Below are 17989 nucleotides of genomic sequence, written 5' to 3'. Positions count from 1 at the left end.
CCAACCGTGGTGAACCCTACCACGACGGGGGTGACGACAATACAGGACGGATTGTCCGAGGAACACGATGCGATGGGTGCAATCGCATTCTGCCCTCATTTCATTGTTCAAGCATGATCTTTGCGGAAGGCCGGCTCGCACATTGCGCGAGCGCGGTCCGCCGGGTCCTGGATCACACCCTAGCTGTCGACGTTGAGCAGCCGCGCAATGGTGCGGTCGATCTGCTCATACTGCCCTTCGCCGTCGTGCTGGAAGACGATCTTGCCGTTCTGGTCGATGATGTACTGCGCCGGCCAATACTGATTGCGGTAGGCGTTCCAGGTCTGCGAATTGTTGTCCTGTGCCACCGGATAGAGGATGCCGTGCCGCTTCAACGCCGCTTGCACATTCGACGCGGAGCGCTCGAACGGGAATTCCGGCGTGTGGACCCCCACCACGACGAGGCCGCGATCTCGATACTTTGAATAAAGTTCGGTGACGTGCGGCAGTGTGTTGACGCAGTTGACGCAGCCATAGGTCCAGAAGTCGACCAGCACGACCTTGCCGCGCAAATCTGCGAGCTTCAGCGGCTGTGAATTGAACCAGTTACTGATGCCGACGAAGTCGGGCGCGCGCTGGCTCTGCTCGGCGGTCATGGCTGCAGTCATCGCAGCGGGTCGCGCCGGCGCGTCGGCTTCCGTGCACAGGCCGGGAATGACGGCGCCGCCCAGGCCAAGGCCGGCCACCAGAGCGGACACAGCAATCAAGCGCAGGGACATTGATATCTCCTTTCGAGACTCACAGGCCGATCTGGCCGTTGGGATAAAAGCGGGTCAGCCACGCTACGATCAGCGTGTCGTATTGCAGGTAGGAGAGCGCAGCGAATGCGATGATCACGACGCCAAAGCCCTGCTGCAGACGCGGCGAAATTCGCGCGATGCTGCGCACGCGGGTGGTGACGGCCTGACCGCCATAGGCGATCGCGAGCATTGGGATCGCCGCGCCGATCGCGTAGGTGACGAGCTGTAGACTCGCCCATGCCGTGTCCTTCGAGGTCGCGATGATGGTCAGGATCGAGCCCAGCACCGGTCCCGCGCAGGGCGTCCACACCAGGCCGAGCGTGCCGCCGAGCAGGAAGCCACCCAACGGTCCCTGCGACGGGACGGCGTTGGCGAGGTTGCCGCCGGTAAGGCCGGCCAGCCTGATCGACAGCCATTCGAACGGCGCTGGCCAGATCATCAACAGGCCGAAGCCGGCGAGCAGTACGGCGGCCCCTGTCCGGAGCACGTTCGGATCGAAATCGAAAGCGCGCGTGATCGCGCTCAGCAGCAACGCCACGGCAGAGAATGACACCACGAAGCCAAGCGCGATCATCGCGGGCCGCGCCTTGCGGGTCTGGCCTATCGATACCCCGAGCAGGATTGGCAGCATCGGCAGGGTGCAAGGCGCGGCGACGGTCGCGACACCGGCAAGCAGCGCAAGGGCAATGCTGAGCATCGTCGTCCGTCCATCATAAGTCCCGGCCTGTCGGAGGATTATGCCGGAGACGCCTGATGATGTTCGCGGCAATGGCTCGTGCTGTTACGGCGCTTCGCTCGCGCACGCCGTCACGTCCGTGTGAGACGAGCCGCGCTCGACTTCACGAAGCCGCGCCAAAAGCTTGTCGGATCCGGATCAATCCGACAGTGACGCCGGATATCGCCTCGACGAATGATCTTCGCGAACCAGGGTCTGCTTCGCTTGAGGACCCGCTAGAAATAGAGCGACCCGGCTTGGGGGGCATCCCGGCCGGGTCGTTGGAGGTCACTTGGGAGGTTAGCTTGGGAGGTCTCGAAACTGGTTCAGTAAATAGTGGCGTTGCGTCGTTGGTTAAAGTTGTAACGATCGAGTTTTTCGGGCCGATGTCGTCGCGTGTTTCAATTGTTTCGTCGCTGGACTTTTTTGGTTTCGCGGACTATTGGGTCGGCTCACTTGGAATTTGCCTAATACATTGAATTTGCTTGTGTTTATGCCGCGACGCTGTTGACGCCGGCACCCCTGAGGAGATCGGCGAGCTGCTTGCGGGCATAGAACATCCGGGTCTTCACGGTGCTCTGCGGGATACCGATGATCAGCCCGGCCTCCTCGACCGACTTCTCGTGGTAGTAGACGAGGTTGATGATCTCGCGGTGAGCCGGCGACAGCTTGGCGACGCAGGCGCGCAGGATCTCGCTGGTGGTGGCGCGATCGAGCGAGATTTCCGGCGTGTCGGCGCCATCGGCGATCTCCAGCACATCTTCCTGATCGATGTCCTCGTGCTTGCGCTGGCGCAGCGCGGTCAGCGCCTTGAAGCGGGCAATCGACAGCAGCCAGGTCGAGACCTGCGAGCGGCCCTCGAACTGGGAGGCGGTCCGCCAGACGTCCAGGAACACCTGGCTGACCAGGTCCTCGGCGATCGTGGTGTCGCGCAGCATGCGCAGCACGAAGCGGTAGACCCGGACGTTGTGACGGGAATACAGGACGTGCATCGCGGTGCGGTCACCCTTGGCGATGCTCGCGAGCAGCATTTCATCCGAGGTCGCGCGGGCAGCGGCAATTTGCTTCTTGGCTGCGGGGTTGATGGCGATGACGTTCGGCATGACGGGCTCCCAATTCGCCGTTTGGCGGCGGTTCGTTGGGAGGATTGTTAGTTGCCGCCCGTTTCCGGATGTCTGCGCGAAAAGCGGAAAATGGTTTCGTGAGCAGGAGAATTGTTTCGTCACGCGCCCGGCGACGAAACATTCGGGACCAAAAGACCAATCATTTCAATATGCGGAAAATTCGATGGGCCGGATTCCCCCGTCGGAACGAATCCGGCCGTGACTTCCGGCACTACCAGGGGCTTACTCGGCCGCTTGCAAGGCGGGCGCTGCCTTTTTTGGAGCAATCCAGAATGCATCGGGCCGTTCGAACAGGAAATTGGCCCGAGCCGCCAGCGCCAGACGCCAGATCAGGAGCGAGCCGGCGACGCCGGCTGCGGTCACGATCAACGAGACCAGGCCGATGTCGTGGATCACGTCGATCCGCAGCAGGGCCGTCCGTGTCGCGGCCATCGGCAGGAAGAAGGCGAGATAGATGACGATCGAGTGCTCGCCACAGAAGCGCAGGAAATCGAGCCGGTGCGCACGCGCCAGCAGCGTGCCGATCACGATGATCGCGCAGGCGCCGGAAAGTCCGAGCGCCAGCGAGATGATCGGCCATTCGCTCACCTCGAGCGCGACCAGCCCGCCATTGACGAGCGCCCAGAGCCCGAGCCCGAGAAGCGCAAGCAGAGGCCGCGCCCGGGCGCGATCCGACAGCGCGAACACGTAATCGGCGAGGATGTAGCCGGTGAAGAAATAGACGAAGCGCGCGCAGAACTCGTCGATCGCGGTCCAGCCCGTCGTCAGATGCGTCATCTCGAGCGCTGCGGCGATCAACCAGATGACAACCGGGTGAATGTTGCGTGTCAGTTTCGTGACGACGAAGAAGATCGGCAGCAGATAGATGAACCACAGCGTGCCGAACGGCTCGATGAAGGATTCGAGATACAATAGCCCGACCTCGCTCCAGCTCGATTCAGCGGCGAGCGACGGCGCCTTGAAGCCGAACTGGATCGTCACCCACAGCACATAGAAATAGGCGAAGTGCATCACCTTGCGGTCGAGATAGGTGCGCCAATCGCGATCGATCACGATCGACAGGAAAAGCCCGGAAATCAGGAAGAAGTCGGGCATCCGGAACGGCTTCGCGAACATCACGACATAATGCATGAAGCCGGTCTGTTCGGCGGCCTTCTCCACACCCAGCACCGAGTGCATCATCACGACCATGACGATGCAGATGCCCTTGGCGTAGTCGACCCAGTCAACGCGCCCGCCGGCGGTCCTGGCGGAACGGTCTGTCCCAGCGGCTGTGCCGTTTATGGTCATCTTTGTCCTGTTTTCGGCGTGATCGGGTGCATCATCGGCCCGATCGGTTGCTTTCTCCTTTATTCATACAAATGACATGCCGCGGGACCGGTGCTTTTCCACGTTTCCCTTGGCCGGTAAATGTTCTAAGAGGCGCACGAATCCCAGGGGTCGTTAACCATAGGAAGCGGGTTGTTTCATGCGCATTGCCATGATTGGCACGGGGTATGTGGGGCTGGTGTCGGGCGCCTGTTTTGCGGATTTCGGTCACCAGGTGACCTGCGTGGACAAGGATGCGAGCAAGATCGCGGCGCTCCATCGGGGCGAGATCCCGATCTTCGAGCCCGGCCTCGACGCACTGGTCGCGGCCAACGTGAAGGCCAAGCGGCTCGAATTCACCACTGATCTGGCGGCGCCCGTTGCGGAGGCCGATGCGGTGTTCATCGCGGTCGGCACGCCGTCGCGGCGCGGCGACGGCCACGCCGACCTCACCTATGTCTATGGCGCGGCGCGCGAGATCGCCGCGGCGCTGAAGGGCTTCACCGTCGTCGTCACCAAGTCGACCGTGCCGGTCGGCACCGGCGATGAGGTCGAGCGATTGATCCGCGAGGCCAATCCTTCGGCGGACGTCGTCGTCGCCTCCAATCCGGAATTCCTGCGCGAGGGCGCCGCGATCCGCGACTTCAAGTTCCCCGATCGCATCGTGGTCGGCACGTCGGATGAACGTGGACGCAAGGTGCTCGGCGATATCTACCGGCCGCTGTCGCTCAATCAGGCGCCGCTGATGTTCACGGCTCGGCGCACGGCCGAGCTGATCAAATACGCCGCCAACGCCTTCCTCGCGACCAAGATTACCTTCATCAACGAGATCGCCGATCTCTCCGAGAAGGTCGGCGCCGACGTGCAGGAGGTCGCGCGCGGCATCGGGCTCGACAATCGCATCGGCTCGAAATTCCTGCATGCAGGGCCGGGCTTCGGCGGCTCCTGCTTCCCGAAGGACACCCGCGCGCTGATCAAGATCGCGCAGGACCACGACGTACAGCTGCGGATCGTCGAGGCGGTGCTCGGCGTCAACGACAACCGCAAGCGCGCCATGGCGCGCAAGGTCGCGAGCCTCTCCGGCGGCAGCCTGCGCGGCAAGACCATCGCGGTGCTCGGCCTCACCTTCAAGCCTGACACCGACGACATGCGCGAGGCGCCGTCGATCCCGCTCGTCACCGGTCTGCTCGACATGGGGGCCAAGGTGCGTGCGCATGACCCGGTCGGCATGGAGCAGGCTCGCAAGGAGCTGCCCGATATCGAGTATTGCGACGATCCCTATGAGTGCGTGAAGGGCGCCGACGCCATGGTCGTCGTCACCGAATGGGTGCAGTACCGCACGCTCGACCTCGATCGGCTGAAGGCAGAGCTGAAGCAGCCGGTCGTGATCGACCTGCGCAACATCTATCGCCCCGAGGACATGGCCGCGCATGGCTTTGCCTATGACAGCGTCGGCCGCGCGCCGTCGCCGCGGGCTTAATCTCAATACCACTGTCATACCCCGCGGAGGCGGGGTATCTAGTACGCCCGGTCTTCGCAACCGGGCATGATGGTGGTTACTGGATCACCCGCCTGCGCGGGTGATGACGGATGTTTGGTTTTGCCGCGCAAGTTTGATACGCCGCTGCCGATCGACGCCGTGCTCGATGACCTCGACCGCACGCTCGCCGGCCACAATGCCGCGGTGCTGGTGGCCCCGCCCGGGGCCGGCAAGACCACGCGCGTGCCGCTGGCGCTGCTGGATGTGCCCTGGGCGAAAGGCAAAAAGATCATCGTGCTGGAACCGCGCCGCATCGCCGCGCGCGCCAGCGCCGAGCGGATGGCCAAGACGCTCGGTGAACGTGCCGGCGAGACCGTTGGCTATCGCGTCCGCTTCGGCTCGAAGGTGTCGCGCGTGACGCGGATCGAGGTCGTCACCGAGGGCATCTTCTCGCGGCAGATCCTCGATGATCCCGAACTCAACGGCGTGGCTGCCGTGCTATTCGATGAATTCCACGAGCGCTCGCTCGACGCCGACCTCGGGCTCGCGCTGGCGCGCGACGCGCAGACCGGCCTGCGCGAGGACCTGCGCATTCTCGTGATGTCGGCGACCCTCGACGGCGCCCGCGTCGCCAACCTGCTCGGCGATGCGCCGGTGGTCGAAAGCGAGGGGCGCGCCTTTCCAGTCGAGACCCGCTATCTCGGCCGCAAGGTGGATGTGCCGCTGGAGCGCCAGATGGCGGACGCGATCGCTTCAGCGCTGCGTGCCGACGCCGGTTCGGTGCTCGCGTTCCTGCCGGGCGCGGCCGAAATCCGCCGCACCCAGACCTTGCTCGCCGAGCGCGTGCACGACGCCTCGGTCGAAATCGTGCCGCTGTTCGGCGCGCTCGACGCCGGCGTGCAGGATCGTGCCATCGCGCCGGCGCCGAAGGGTACCCGCAAGGTGGTGCTGGCGACCTCGATCGCCGAGACCTCGCTCACCATCGAGGGCGTCCGCATCGTGGTGGACTCCGGCATGGCGCGGGTGCCGCGCTACGAGCCCGACATTGCGCTGACGCGGCTGGAAACCGTTCGCGCCTCGCGCGCGGCGGTCGACCAGCGGCGCGGCCGTGCCGGCCGTATCGAGCCCGGCGTCTGCTACCGGCTGTGGGACGAGCCACAGACCGCGTCGCTCCCGGCCTACACCGCGCCCGAGATCCTGTCCGCCGATCTGTCGTCGCTGGTGCTCGACCTCGCGCAATGGGGCGTCAGCGATCCCGCCGGCCTTGCCTTTCTCGATCCGCCGCCGGCGCCGGCGCTGAAGGAGGCGAAATCGCTGCTCACCGAGCTCGGCGCGCTCGACGGCGGCGGCCGCATCACCGCGGAAGGCAACAGCCTGCGCGCGCTGGCGCTGCCGCCACGGCTGGCGCGGATGATCGTGGATTCGGCGCGGTTCGGTGCGGCGGACGAGGCGGCGGAGATCGCGGCCGTCCTGACCGAGCGCGGGCTCGGCGGCGACAGCGTCGATCTCGACGTCAGGCTGGACCAGTTCCGCCGTGACCGTTCGCAGCGTGCGACGAGCGCGCGCAGCATGGCGCAGCGCTGGGCCGCGCAAGTAGAGCGATCCGACACACGTTCCGCTTCTCCCTCCCCCCTTGTTGGGGAGGGCCGGGGAGGGGGGCTCACAAAGGCTGCGGCGATTGACGAAGGAGATCTCTCCACAGGCGTCATGCTGGCCTTCGCCTTCCCGGACCGTGTTGCGAAGAACCGCGGCAATGGCAGCTTCGTGCTTGCCAATGGCCGCGGCGCGGCCGTCGAGCAGACCTCGGCGCTGGCTCGCGCTCCCTATATAGCCGTGGCCGAGCTGACCGGCACGGCCGCGAGCGGCCGCATCCTGCTGGCGTCGCCGATCACCCAGGAGGAGATCGAGCAGCGTTTCGCCGACCATATCGAGATCGTGGAAGAGGTGACCTTCGATCGTAACGCGATGGCCTTGCGCGCGCGCCGCCGGCGCTCGCTGCATGCGATCACGCTGTTGGAAGCGCCGATGCCGCTATCGCCCTCGGCTGAGACTGCGCGCATCTTCGCGGACGGCTTGATCGCCGCAGGCCTCGACCGGCTGCCCTGGTCGAAGCACTCGAAGCAATGGCGCGACCGCGTGATGTTCCTGCGCAAGGCCGAGGGCGAGAGCTGGCCCGATCTGTCCGACGCCGCGCTTGCCGCCCGCGCCGACGACTGGCTGGTGCCGGCGCTGTACGACAAGACCGCACTGAAGGATCTCTCCGCCGGCGATTTGTCGGACGCGCTGATGGCGCTGTTGCCGTGGGAGCTGCGGGCCCGGCTCGATCGCGAGGCGCCGACGCATTTCGAGGCGCCGACCGGCACGCAGCTCGCGATCGACTACGAGGCCGAGCAGGGGCCAACCATCGCGGTGCGGCTGCAGGAGCTGTTCGGGCTCAACACCCATCCCTCGATCGCCAAGGGCGCGGTGCCGCTGGTGCTGGAACTGCTGTCGCCGGCGCAGCGGCCGGTGCAGGTGACCCGCGACTTGCCGGGTTTCTGGCACGGCAGCTACGCCGCGGTTCGATCCGACCTGCGCGGCCGTTATCCGCGCCACCCTTGGCCTGAGGATCCCGCTAGTGCGATGCCGACCCGGCGGGTGAAGCCGCGCGGCACTTAATCGGTCTCGAACGGCGGGCGCCACTTTTCCCGATCATCCTCGGTCGTTGCGCTGGCGGGCGCCCGCAAACGGTGGTTAGATTTGTGCGTCGGGATCACAGGCTTGCACCTCGGGGAGGCCGCCTTGGAGATCAAGAACGCATCGCCATCGCTTTACAATGAGGATCTGGCGCCGGCCAGGGAACGCAACTGGGGCGCCTTCAGCATCTTCAACGTCTGGACCTCTGACGTCCACAGCCTCTGGGGCTACTATCTCGCGGCCAGCCTGTTCCTGCTCTGCGGCAGCTTCGTCAACTTTATCCTGGCAATCGGCGTCGGCTCGCTGGTGATCTTTTTCCTGATGAGCCTGATCGGCAATGCCGGCGTGAAGACCGGCGTACCCTATCCGGTGCTGGCCCGCGCGTCGTTCGGCGTCTGGGGCGCCAACCTCCCGGCGCTGGTGCGCGCCATCGTTGCCTGCTTCTGGTACGGCGCGCAGACGGCGGCAGCATCGGGCGCGATCGTCGCGCTCCTGACCCGCATCGACGCCTTCAAGTCCTTTCACCAGTCCACCCATGTGCTTGGGCATTCCGGCCTCGAAGTGATCTGCTTCGTCGTGATCTGGGCGCTGCAGCTCTTGATCATCCAGCGCGGCATGGAGACGGTGCGCCGATTCCAGGACTGGGCGGGGCCGGCGGTGTGGCTGATGATGCTGATCCTCGCGATCTATCTCTGCATCACCGCCGGCGGCATCTCGCTCACTGCGCCGATTCCGCAGGATGTGCTGTTGGAGAAGACCAAGGATGCCGGCGTGCCCGGCGAGCCCGGCACGCTGCCCGCGCTCTGCGCAGTTGCGGCGACCTGGATCACCTATTTCGCCGCGCTGTATCTCAACTTCTGCGACTTCTCGCGCTACGCGCCCGATGCGGCGGTGCTCCGCAAGGGCAACATCTGGGGCTTGCCGGTCAACCTGATCCTGTTCTCGCTGGTCGCCGGCGTCACCACGATCGCGGCGTTCAACGTCTATCACGAGGTGCTGCTGCATCCGGATCAGATCTCGGCGAAGTTCGACAGCTGGTTCCTGGCGTTGCTGGCCGCGGTCACCTTTGCGGTGGCGACGCTCGGCATCAATGTCGTCGCCAATTTCGTCTCGCCCGCGTTCGATTTCTCCAACGTGTTCCCGCGGCAGATCGACTTCAAGAGGGGCGGCTATATCGCGGCGCTGATCGCGCTCGTGCTGTATCCCTTCGCGCCATGGGAGGGCAGTGCAGCCTCATTCGTCGGGCTGATCGGCGCGACGATGGGGCCGATCTTCGGGATCATGATGGTCGACTATTATCTGATCGCGAAGGGCAGGGTGAACGTGCCGGCGCTCTACCAGGAAGATGGCGCATACCGTTTCCAGAACGGCTGGAACGTCAGCGCGCTCGTCGCCGCGGCAGTCGGCGCGCTGTTCTCGTCGATCCTGCCGAACTTCACCTCGTTGCTGCCGTCCTGGTGGACGGTCTATGGCTGGTTCTTTGGTGTCGGGATCGCCGGCGCGGTCTATTACGCGCTGCGCGCCGTGATGCCGAGCCCGGTCGCGAAGGCCGCCTGAGACGATCGCGAGGCACTCCGGGACGAGGCAATCGATGCCGCTCGGCCGCCTCGACCGGGTTTCCGTTGGTTCGCATTAACCCTTCGCTCATCCTTTTCATCAAAATGAAAGGCTTGGTCCCACGACGTCACTCGCGGCGGGGTGTCCGGCGTGGTCAAATTGCATTTTCGGCTTTCCGAGTTGGTGTCATGCGTAACCTGATGATTTTCGCGGCCATCATGATCGGGCTGGGCACGTTCATGGCACAGATGGCCAGCAAGATGACGCCCGCCGCCGCGACCACAGCGCAAGCACAGAAGAGTGCGGTCCCTCCCGTCACGGTGGCGCAGACCAGCGGCCGCACGCTGACGATTCCGCCGGACGCTCGCGGTCACTTCGCGACCGACGGCCGCATCGACGGCCAGCGCATCGGCTTCATGGTCGACACTGGTGCATCGGTAGTTGCGCTGAACGAGACCTCCGCCGCGCGCTTCGGCCTGCGTCCTGTGCCAGGTGATTACACCGCACGCGTCACCACTGCCAACGGCACCATCAAGGCCGCGCGCGCCCGCATCGCCATGATCGAACTCGGCGGCCTCATCGTGCGCGACGTCGATGCCATGGTGTTGCCCGACGAGGCGCTGTCGGAAAACCTGCTCGGCCTGTCCTTCCTGTCGAAGCTGAAGCGCTTCGAATATGCCAACGGCCGTCTGGTTCTGGAGCAGTAAGCCAACCGGCTCGCGTGGAGATTGCCCTCCCGGTTGCTGCCCCAGCGTGCTATATTTGGCTTATGAACAGTTCCGATGCGATTGATACGTTACGCCGTTCTGAGCAGGCCTTGCGCCGGCGGGGCGTGACGCATGCTGCCCTATTCGGGTCGGTCGCGCGGGGCGATCACCGCGCGGACAGCGATATCGACATCATGATCGAGATTGATCCGAGCGCCCGACTAACAATCTTCGACTACGTTGATCTCAAGCAGTATATCTCGGGACTTTTTGATGGGCCCGTTGATGTGGTCAATCGTGACGCTCTGAAATCGCATGTCCGACCCACGGCTACGGCCGACGCCATCTATGCCTTCTGATCGCGCTGAAGGCGCACTGCTCGATATCCTGCATCACGTCGACCTTGCGACGAAGTTTGCCGAAGGTCTCGATCGTCAGACGTTTAAGGCGGACATTCGATCCGTCTACGCAGTAACGCGCTGCCTGGAAATCATTTCGGAGGCATCGCGACGCCTTCCGGCCGATCTCAAGGCGAGACACCCTGGGATTGCGTGGAAACAGATGGCGGGGGCCGGCAACGTCTATCGGCACGACTACGAGGACGTTGCTGCGCAGTTCGTCTGGGACACAGTTGAGCTTGCGCTGCCGCCCTTGAGAGCGGTGGTCGAGCAGGAGATCGTGCGTCTGACCGGATAGGCCGGTCTTGCTCTGTCTGGTCACCGCCATTTCTGCCGCAATTGTCGGCCACCAGCCACCAGTCTCATCTTTCGCTCAGGCGCCGCATTCGCTATGGCTGCGGCGATGTTCCTCCGCACTCGACGATAAGGCCGATCAATGTTCCCCAAGCCGAAATCCGCGCTGGTCCCGAATACCTATGCCTTCGAATCCGAGCCGATGGTGAAGCCGACCGGATTTCGCGAATACGACGCGCGCTGGCTGTTCAACAAGGAAATCAACTTGATGGGCGTGCAGGCGCTGGGCATGGGGCTCGGTGCGCTGATCGCGGAGCTCGGCGTCCGCCAGGAGATCGTCACCGGCCACGATTTCCGCGGCTATTCCGCCTCGATCAAATATGCACTGATCTCGGGCCTGATGGCGGCGGGCTGCAAGGTGCATGACATCGGGCTTGCCGTCACGCCGATGTCATACTTCGCGCAGTTCGACCTCGACGTGCCCTGCGTTGCGATGGTCACCGCTTCGCATAACGACAACGGCTGGACCGGCGTGAAGATGGGCGCCAACCGTCCGCTCACCTTCGGCCCCGATGAGATGACGCGGTTGAAGGAGATTGTGCTCAACGCCGAGTTCAAGAACAAGGTCGGCGGCTCCTACCAATTCCACGAGAACTATCCGGCGCGCTACATCGCCGACCTCACCGACCGCCCGAAGCTGAAGCGCAGGCTGAAGGTCGTGGCGGCCTGTGGCAACGGCACGGCGGGCGCATTCGCGCCGCAGGTGCTGGAGGCGATCGGCTGCGAGGTGATCCCGCTCGATACCGAGCTCGATCACACCTTCCCGAAGTACAATCCGAATCCCGAAGACATGGAGATGCTGCACGCGATCCGCGATGCGGTGCTGGCGCACAAGGCCGATGTAGGCCTGGGCTTCGACGGCGACGGTGACCGCTGCGGCGTCGTCGACAACACCGGCGAGGAGATCTTCGCCGACAAGGTCGGCGTGATGCTGGCGCGCGACATGTCGGCGATTCACAGGAACGCGCAGTTCGTCGTCGACGTGAAGTCGACCGGATTGTTCGTCACCGACCCCGTGCTGCAAAAGCAGGGTGCGACGACGGTGTATTGGAAGACCGGCCATTCCTACATGAAGCGCCGCACCAACGAATTGGGTGCGCTCGCTGGCTTCGAGAAGTCCGGCCACTTCTTCTTCAACAAGCCGTTCGGTCGCGGCTATGACGACGGCCTCGTCTCGGCGATCGCGATCTGCGAGATGCTCGACCGCGCGCCCGGCAAGTCGATGGCCGATTTGAAGAACGCGCTGCCGAAGACCTGGTCGTCGCCGACCATGTCGCCGCATTGCGCCGACGAGGCGAAGTACGGCGTCGTCGATGCGGTGGTGAAGCACTTCGAGCAGCTCGTGCAGAAGGGTGGCGAGGTCGCCGGCCAGCCGATCCGCGATCTCGTCACCGTCAACGGCGTGCGCGTCACGGCCGAGGACGGCAGCTGGGGTCTGGTGCGCGCATCCTCGAACAAGCCGGAGCTGGTGGTTGTCGTCGAAAGCCCCGTCAGCGAGCAACGCATGCGCGACATGTTCGAGGCGATGGATTCCGTGCTGCGCACGCATCCCGAGGTCGGCGAATACAATCAGAAGATCTGAACGTCGCTGTTCCGATTGTCATTGCCGGGTTTGACCCGGCAATCCATCGCCGACAAGCACGTGAAGATTGATGGACACGCGGGTCAAGCCCGCGTGTGACGACCTGTGTTCTGCCGGTTTACGCCGCCCGCAGCGAGCCCAGGAAGCCGTCGAGCTCGGACTTCAGCCACTCCGATTGTGACGACAGGCCGTTGGCCGCATCGAGGAGTTGTGCGGTTGCCTTGCTGGCCTGTTCGGATGCCTGGTTGACGCTCAGGATGCCTTTGCTCACATCCCTGGTGCGGTCGGCAGCCTGCTGCAGGTTCCCGGAGATCTCCCGAGTCGCCATGCCTTGCTGATCGACCGCAGCCGCGATCTCGCCGGAGATCTGGTCGATTTCGGCGATGGTGCCGCCGATAGCCTCGATGGCGTTGACGGCTTCGTCAGTCGCGGTCTGGATATCCTGAATTTGCGCTGCGATTTCTTCGGTCGCCTTGGCGGTTTGATTGGCCAGCGGCTTGACCTCGCTCGCGACCACCGCAAATCCTCGTCCGTGCTCGCCGGCACGAGCCGCCTCAATCGTCGCGTTCAGCGCCAGCAGGTTGGTTTGGCTGGCGATGCTCTGGATCAGCGTCACCACCTCGCCGATTTTCTGGGTGCCGGCGGCGAGGCTATCCACGACGGTATTGGTGCGGCGCGCGTCCCCCGCGGCTTTGGCGGCGATCCGGGTGGAGCGGGTCACCTGCTCGGCGATGTTGTTGATCGAAGCGGTCAGCTCTTCGGTCGCCGACGCCACGGTTTCCACATTGGTCGATGCCAGCGCCGATGCGGAGGCGGCTGCGGTGGCCTGGCGCATGGTTTCCGCGTTGCTCCCGTCCATGGATGCCGACAGCGCCTGCATCGCGCGCGCTGCCGCCGCGACGGCCTCGACGACACCAGCGATCTTGCGCTCGAAGCCGGCGGCGAGTTCGCGTCTTGCTGCATCCCGCTTTTGCTTGGTGTGCTCGGCCTCGAGACGATCGGCATTGGCGCGCGCTTCCGCAGCGCTGGCAGCCTCGGCCTCGGTCGCCTTCTCGGCCGTCGTCTTGAACAGGTGGGCGAGCGTGTGCGCGAGCCAGATCAGCACACCGGCCTCGATCAGGAGGATGACGGCATGGAGAACCACACGGCCAAGATCGGCGCCGCCGGGATAGATGGCGGCCGGGAGAATGAAGTTCAGCGTCAGATGATGCAGCGCGACTGCCGCAGTGCCGGCGACGATGGGCCGATAGTCGCAATAGGCGACCAGGCACGCCAGGGCGGCGAAGAAGTACATGTGCATGTCGACCTGCCAGGCGTGGCCGGCGAACTGAAAGACGAGCATCGACACGCCGGCCATCAGGGCGACGGCGACGATCATGCGCGTCGCCGCGCCGTTTCCCGAAATGCGCCACGACGCCGTCGCGGATAGCGCCATCGCCGCCATGAAGGCGGTCGGCATGAGCCAGTCGGAGTGAAGCGCGAGGCCAATGACGGCTGCGATCGGAACGTGCAGCCAAAGCACCACAAGCAGAATCTTGCTGGCGGTCTCGCGCAAGACCGCCACGTCATCGCCTTCGAAGGTCATCCCCAACCCCCAATTCGTCATCGGCCCCGATGCAGGCAGCGACTGCCTGCGGATCGACGGTCAGCCAGGCACCGGCCTCGTACAGTCGGTTCAGCCCGCCATCGCGGTCGGGCCGCACCACCAGCAGCGTCGGAACGGCCGTCATCCGAACGATCGACGCATGGGCGGATGCGGCGGCCAGAACTGCTCGCCTTGCCCCCCACCATGGTGGAAAGGCCACCGCGACCACTTCCGTGCCTGCGCGCACCTGCAACGACAGTGCAGCGATGCCGATCCAGCTCGCGATCAGCAACGCGGCCGCGCCCAGCCATGCAGGCCATCGCGTCGACGGGATGATGTCCCCCGGCTCCATGGCGGGAGAATATCGCGAGCTGCGCTAACTTCAGGTAAACGCTCTGGCAGCCAACTACTTGGGGGCGTGATGCTGCCGTGTGGCGCTAGCTCTCGGCGGTTACGCCGCCGGCACAGGCAGCGCGGTGACGGACTTGATCTTTTCCATCGCGAAACGCGAGGTGACGTTTTTCAGCGGCACGGCGCTGATCAGCTTCTTGTAGAAGATGTCGTAGCTCTGCATGTCGGCGACCACGACGCGCAGCATGTAGTCGACGTCGCCGGCCATCCGGTAGAACTCCATCACCTCGGGCATGGCGCTCACGGCGTCGGCGAATTTGCGCAGCCAGGCGTCCGAATGGTCGGCGCTTTCGACCGAGACGAATACCGAAATCCCCAGCCCGATCTTGTTCTGGTCGACAAGCGCCACCCGGCGCAGGATCACGCCATCGGCTTCCAGCCGCTGGATGCGCTTCCAGCACGGCGTCGACGACAGTCCGACCCGGTCGCCGATTTCGGCGACGGAGAGCGAGGCGTCCTCCTGCAGGACGGTCAGGATCTTGCGATCGATGGCGTCGAGGCGGCGGCTATCCTGGTGAATATGAACGGCGACGTCAGTCATAGAAGAAAGTTCCATATGATAGGTTGATATCCCTCATATATAGAAAAATCTTCTCTGGCAAGTAGTTCCTGCTCTCCTAGGCCGGCCGTGCCTCCTGGTGCTGCTCCAAAAACGCTTCAACTTCAGCACGTTGCGGTGCGGCATAAGCACCCCCGAAGCGGGTGCATTTCAGCGCTGCGGCTGCGGAGGCGAATCGCAGCGCCTGCCGGAGCTCCTGCTTCTCGGTCAGGGCGAGCGCAAACCCGCCGTGGAAAATGTCGCCGGCGCCGAGCGTATCGACGGTGTGGACCGGAAAGGCGGGGGTTTCTTCCAGCTCACCCTTCTCGTTCAGCCAGATTGTGCCCCGCGGCCCGCGCGTCGCGGCCAGGAACGACGGGGTGAGCCTGGCGATCTTCTGAAGAGCCTGGCCGTCGTCGGTGATGTCTGCCGTCTCCTGCAGCGAGTCGCTGGAAAAGACGAGATGGGTCGAGGCAACAAGCAGGTCCTCGCTCATCGACATCGCGCGGTCGACATCGACGACCACGGGAATGCCGCGCCCTACGGCCTCGGCGCAAAGCTCGGTGCAGAACGGTGCGCAGCGGCTCTCGGTCAGGATCGCCGCGCAGTCCTCCAGCAGCAGCTCGGTCGGCGGCAGCTTCACCTTCCAGAGCTCCGGGTCGCGGAAGGTGACAATGGTGCGCTCGCCGCTCGGATCGATCATGATGGCCGAGATCGGCGTGGCGAGATCGGCCATGTGCACGAGGTGCTGGGTCTCGACGTTCTCCTGCGCAAGCTTGTCGAAGATGTAGCGGCTCGACGTCTCCGCCGAATCGCCCATCGGCCCGCAAATCGAGGCGCGGCCGCCCAGCCGCACGATGCCGATCGCGGCATTCAGCGCGTTGCCGCCGCAGATCTGGTCGAAATGGGTGGCATTTTCCTTGCAGCCGCGCGCCGGCACACCGCTGACGCTGAAGGTGAGGTCTCGCACCGGCATGCCGATGCAGAGAATGCGCGGCGGAATTTTCGGCGCTCCGGTCTGAAAATTCATGCGGGGCCCGTCATGATGGTTTTGCCAGAGCCCCTGTGCCCGGATCTCATCTGGAGGGGCAATGTCCGGTTCCCGCTATTTGCCCGACGCGTCTCCGTGATGCACCCATCGTCCGAGCAGGTGATGGGCAATCGCGAACGGATGCGGTCCGGCGAGGCCGTCGGGATGCTGCCGCTTGATCATCAGCGTCGCTTCGTCGCGGTTGAACCAGCGGGCGTCCTCCAGCTCCGTGCGGTCGACCACGATGTCCTCATTGGTGGCGCGCGCGGTGCAGCCGATCATCAGGGATGATGGATAGGGCCAGGGCTGCGTCATGTAGTAATTGACGTCGGTGCAGCGGATGCCTGACTCCTCGAAAATCTCGCGCCGCACCGCATCCTCGATGGTCTCTGCCGCCTCGACGAAGCCGGCGAGGCAGGAATACATGCCGGGCATGAACTGCTTCTGCCGGCCCAACAGCACCTTGTCGCCGTAGGTGACCAGCATGATCACGACCGGATCAGTGCGCGGGAAATGTTCGGTCTTGCAGCTCGGGCATTCGCGCTTCCAGCCGCCGTCCCTCATCGCGGTGCGCGTGCCGCAGTTCGGGCAGAAGCCGTGGCGCTGATGCCAGCTCACCATCGACTTCGCCATGGCGATCGCCGAAAGCTGCTCCGCCGGGACGGCGCCTTGCATCGCCATGCCGCGCAACTCGGTCACGGTGACGTCGCTGCGGCCGACCAATTTTTCGGCGGCCTGCGGGGCGATACCCATGCCGAAGATCGGCGCGCCGTCGCGTAGCCCCAAGAAGATCGTGCCGGGGTTGGCGCCGAAGCTCCGCGCCTCCTCGAACGACAGCAGCGCGCGTGGGCCGTCGGCGTCCTGCTTCACCACCAGGGAGTCGCGGTAGATCACATAGGCGCGGGCTTCGCGGTGGCCTTCGAGCGCGAACAGCTTCTCGTCATTGGTGCGCAGATGCGCGGCACGATCCAGGACGTGTGTGACGAAGGCCGGTTGCCCGAGCGGAAACTTGTCGAATGCTGACATTTCAACCCAACCAGATCTTGCGGCGAAGCGCGTTGATGAAATTTTGCACTTCCTCGGCGTCATGCGCCAGCGGCGGCATCACGCCCCAAACGGGACGCGGCCATGCAGCGTCGCTGGTGCGGCGTGCGATGACATGGACGTGAAGCTGCGGGACCAGATTGCCGAGTGCCGCGATATTCAGCTTGTCGCACTTGGTGATCTCTTTCAAAGCCCGCGCGACCCGGGAGGTCTCCGTCATCAGCTGCGCCTGCTCGACCTCGTCGAGGTCGATGATCTCGACCGCGCCGTCGCGCCGGGGCACCAGCAGGAGCCAGGGATAATGCGCGTCCTTGATGACGAGCACCTTGCACAGCGGCAGGTCGCCGATGTCGATGGTGTCTTTCTTGAGCTGCGAATGCAGCGTCCAGTTGGAGGCGGGCATGAGGGGGAAGTAATGCCTTTCCGTGTTCCCTTACAAGTCCCACAAACCATGGTCAGGCCGCTTGCTTTCCGGCTCTTTTGGCCCCAAATAGGGACCGGGAGATTGGCGGTGGACGAGCCACTCGCCAACCGGGTCAGGTCCGGAAGGAAGCAGCCCTAACGAGGTCCGGATCGGGTCGCTCGTCAGTCTCCTACCTGTTTTTCCGAGCGAATCGCGCTGGATTGGCGGTCTCCGCGCCCGGCGCTCGATTTCGGCTCCCATCCGCACGCCGGCTGCAAGAGAAATCCAAGTTGCGGAT

General features: G+C 64.4%; 17 protein-coding genes and 1 other RNA gene. 8 read left to right on the top strand and 10 right to left on the bottom strand.

Annotated features, from left to right (window positions below; all coding sequences use genetic code 11):
* Nucleotides 1-179: 179 nt before the first annotated feature.
* The 4 genes from MTX19_RS38190 to MTX19_RS38175 all read right to left on the bottom strand — a co-directional run bounded on the left by MTX19_RS38190 (nucleotide 180) and on the right by MTX19_RS38175 (nucleotide 3908).
* Entirely contained in the window at nucleotides 180-758 is a 579-nt protein-coding gene (locus tag MTX19_RS38190) for a thioredoxin family protein (protein WP_280981766.1), read from the bottom strand.
* Nucleotides 759-777: 19 nt separating this feature from the next.
* Nucleotides 778-1476 carry a cytochrome c biogenesis protein CcdA gene (locus MTX19_RS38185; protein WP_280981765.1) on the bottom strand — a complete coding sequence of 233 codons (699 nt, stop codon included), beginning with the start codon at nucleotides 1474-1476 and terminating at the stop codon, nucleotides 778-780.
* Between the two features lie 509 nt (nucleotides 1477-1985).
* A complete protein-coding gene (locus MTX19_RS38180) occupies nucleotides 1986-2597 on the bottom strand; it encodes a sigma-70 family RNA polymerase sigma factor (protein ID WP_280975197.1) in 612 nt (203 codons plus the stop codon).
* 243 nt (nucleotides 2598-2840) lie between these two features.
* On the bottom strand, nucleotides 2841-3908 hold the full coding sequence (locus MTX19_RS38175) for an acyltransferase family protein (RefSeq protein ID WP_280985756.1): 1068 nt from the start codon (nucleotides 3906-3908) through the stop codon (nucleotides 2841-2843).
* Between the two features lie 178 nt (nucleotides 3909-4086).
* On the opposite strand from MTX19_RS38175, the gene MTX19_RS38170 reads away from it, so the two are divergent.
* The 7 genes from MTX19_RS38170 to MTX19_RS38140 all read left to right on the top strand — a co-directional run bounded on the left by MTX19_RS38170 (nucleotide 4087) and on the right by MTX19_RS38140 (nucleotide 12680).
* Nucleotides 4087-5406: a UDP-glucose/GDP-mannose dehydrogenase family protein gene (locus MTX19_RS38170; protein WP_280981763.1), complete on the top strand. Its 1320-nt coding sequence runs from the start codon at nucleotides 4087-4089 to the stop codon at nucleotides 5404-5406.
* Between the two features lie 120 nt (nucleotides 5407-5526).
* On the top strand, nucleotides 5527-8064 hold the full coding sequence (hrpB, locus tag MTX19_RS38165; protein ID WP_280985755.1) for an ATP-dependent helicase HrpB: 2538 nt from the start codon (nucleotides 5527-5529) through the stop codon (nucleotides 8062-8064).
* Between the two features lie 123 nt (nucleotides 8065-8187).
* Nucleotides 8188-9639 carry an NCS1 family nucleobase:cation symporter-1 gene (locus tag MTX19_RS38160; RefSeq protein ID WP_280981761.1) on the top strand — a complete coding sequence of 484 codons (1452 nt, stop codon included), beginning with the start codon at nucleotides 8188-8190 and terminating at the stop codon, nucleotides 9637-9639.
* Between the two features lie 188 nt (nucleotides 9640-9827).
* A complete protein-coding gene (locus MTX19_RS38155) occupies nucleotides 9828-10346 on the top strand; it encodes a TIGR02281 family clan AA aspartic protease (protein ID WP_280981760.1) in 519 nt (172 codons plus the stop codon).
* 62 nt (nucleotides 10347-10408) lie between these two features.
* Nucleotides 10409-10705, top strand: coding sequence for a nucleotidyltransferase family protein (locus MTX19_RS38150; RefSeq protein ID WP_280975202.1), 297 nt, complete (start codon nucleotides 10409-10411; stop codon nucleotides 10703-10705).
* Nucleotides 10695-11042 (top strand): HepT-like ribonuclease domain-containing protein, encoded by a 348-nt coding sequence (locus tag MTX19_RS38145; RefSeq protein WP_280981759.1) that lies wholly within the window; start codon nucleotides 10695-10697, stop codon nucleotides 11040-11042. The genes MTX19_RS38150 and MTX19_RS38145 overlap by 11 nt, the downstream gene beginning before the upstream one ends.
* A 138-nt stretch (nucleotides 11043-11180) precedes the next feature.
* Nucleotides 11181-12680, top strand: a complete 1500-nt coding sequence (locus tag MTX19_RS38140) for a phosphomannomutase/phosphoglucomutase (protein WP_280981758.1) — start codon at nucleotides 11181-11183, stop codon at nucleotides 12678-12680.
* A 118-nt stretch (nucleotides 12681-12798) separates the two neighbouring features.
* Here the strand turns inward: MTX19_RS38140 and MTX19_RS38135 are convergent, their stop codons facing one another.
* The 6 genes from MTX19_RS38135 to MTX19_RS38110 form a co-directional block, all read right to left on the bottom strand.
* Complete coding sequence (locus MTX19_RS38135) at nucleotides 12799-14265, bottom strand: methyl-accepting chemotaxis protein (protein ID WP_280981757.1); 1467 nt, start codon at nucleotides 14263-14265, stop codon at nucleotides 12799-12801.
* Nucleotides 14246-14617, bottom strand: coding sequence for a hypothetical protein (locus tag MTX19_RS38130; RefSeq protein ID WP_280981756.1), 372 nt, complete (start codon nucleotides 14615-14617; stop codon nucleotides 14246-14248). Before MTX19_RS38130 ends, MTX19_RS38135 begins: the two co-directional genes overlap by 20 nt.
* A gap of 99 nt (nucleotides 14618-14716) precedes the next feature.
* Nucleotides 14717-15217 carry an Lrp/AsnC family transcriptional regulator gene (locus tag MTX19_RS38125; protein ID WP_280975206.1) on the bottom strand — a complete coding sequence of 167 codons (501 nt, stop codon included), beginning with the start codon at nucleotides 15215-15217 and terminating at the stop codon, nucleotides 14717-14719.
* Nucleotides 15218-15293: 76 nt separating this feature from the next.
* Nucleotides 15294-16244, bottom strand: a complete 951-nt coding sequence (locus tag MTX19_RS38120) for a sugar kinase (protein ID WP_280981755.1) — start codon at nucleotides 16242-16244, stop codon at nucleotides 15294-15296.
* Nucleotides 16245-16319: 75 nt separating this feature from the next.
* Nucleotides 16320-17270 (bottom strand): NAD(+) diphosphatase, encoded by a 951-nt coding sequence (gene nudC, locus MTX19_RS38115; protein ID WP_280985754.1) that lies wholly within the window; start codon nucleotides 17268-17270, stop codon nucleotides 16320-16322.
* Between the two features lies 1 nt (nucleotide 17271).
* Nucleotides 17272-17691: an HIT family protein gene (locus MTX19_RS38110; protein ID WP_280981754.1), complete on the bottom strand. Its 420-nt coding sequence runs from the start codon at nucleotides 17689-17691 to the stop codon at nucleotides 17272-17274.
* Nucleotides 17692-17788: 97 nt separating this feature from the next.
* Between MTX19_RS38110 and ffs the strand changes: the two genes are divergently transcribed.
* Nucleotides 17789-17885, top strand: an RNA gene (gene ffs, locus MTX19_RS38105) — signal recognition particle sRNA small type.
* Nucleotides 17886-17989 lie beyond the last annotated feature (104 nt).

Source organism: Bradyrhizobium sp. ISRA464, assembly GCF_029910095.1.
Classification (GTDB): domain Bacteria; phylum Pseudomonadota; class Alphaproteobacteria; order Rhizobiales; family Xanthobacteraceae; genus Bradyrhizobium.
The sequence above is the reverse complement of the archived record's forward strand: the minus strand, read 5'-3'. Positions and strand labels throughout refer to the sequence as shown.

What these genes read in the sequence shown, in the direction of transcription:
- MTX19_RS38190 (WP_280981766.1), bottom strand. Translation starts at nt 758, where the DNA reads ATGTCCCTGCGCTTGATTGCTGTGTCCGCTCTGGTGGCCGGCCTTGGC.
- MTX19_RS38185 (WP_280981765.1), bottom strand. Translation starts at nt 1,476, where the DNA reads ATGCTCAGCATTGCCCTTGCGCTGCTTGCCGGTGTCGCGACCGTCGCC.
- MTX19_RS38180 (WP_280975197.1), bottom strand. Translation starts at nt 2,597, where the DNA reads ATGCCGAACGTCATCGCCATCAACCCCGCAGCCAAGAAGCAAATTGCC.
- MTX19_RS38175 (WP_280985756.1), bottom strand. Translation starts at nt 3,908, where the DNA reads ATGACCATAAACGGCACAGCCGCTGGGACAGACCGTTCCGCCAGGACC.
- MTX19_RS38170 (WP_280981763.1), top strand. Translation starts at nt 4,087, where the DNA reads ATGCGCATTGCCATGATTGGCACGGGGTATGTGGGGCTGGTGTCGGGC.
- MTX19_RS38155 (WP_280981760.1), top strand. Translation starts at nt 9,828, where the DNA reads ATGCGTAACCTGATGATTTTCGCGGCCATCATGATCGGGCTGGGCACG.
- MTX19_RS38150 (WP_280975202.1), top strand. Translation starts at nt 10,409, where the DNA reads ATGAACAGTTCCGATGCGATTGATACGTTACGCCGTTCTGAGCAGGCC.
- MTX19_RS38145 (WP_280981759.1), top strand. Translation starts at nt 10,695, where the DNA reads ATGCCTTCTGATCGCGCTGAAGGCGCACTGCTCGATATCCTGCATCAC.
- MTX19_RS38140 (WP_280981758.1), top strand. Translation starts at nt 11,181, where the DNA reads ATGTTCCCCAAGCCGAAATCCGCGCTGGTCCCGAATACCTATGCCTTC.
- MTX19_RS38135 (WP_280981757.1), bottom strand. Translation starts at nt 14,265, where the DNA reads ATGACCTTCGAAGGCGATGACGTGGCGGTCTTGCGCGAGACCGCCAGC.
- MTX19_RS38130 (WP_280981756.1), bottom strand. Translation starts at nt 14,617, where the DNA reads ATGGAGCCGGGGGACATCATCCCGTCGACGCGATGGCCTGCATGGCTG.
- MTX19_RS38125 (WP_280975206.1), bottom strand. Translation starts at nt 15,217, where the DNA reads ATGACTGACGTCGCCGTTCATATTCACCAGGATAGCCGCCGCCTCGAC.
- MTX19_RS38120 (WP_280981755.1), bottom strand. Translation starts at nt 16,244, where the DNA reads ATGAATTTTCAGACCGGAGCGCCGAAAATTCCGCCGCGCATTCTCTGC.
- nudC (WP_280985754.1), bottom strand. Translation starts at nt 17,270, where the DNA reads ATGTCAGCATTCGACAAGTTTCCGCTCGGGCAACCGGCCTTCGTCACA.
- MTX19_RS38110 (WP_280981754.1), bottom strand. Translation starts at nt 17,691, where the DNA reads ATGCCCGCCTCCAACTGGACGCTGCATTCGCAGCTCAAGAAAGACACC.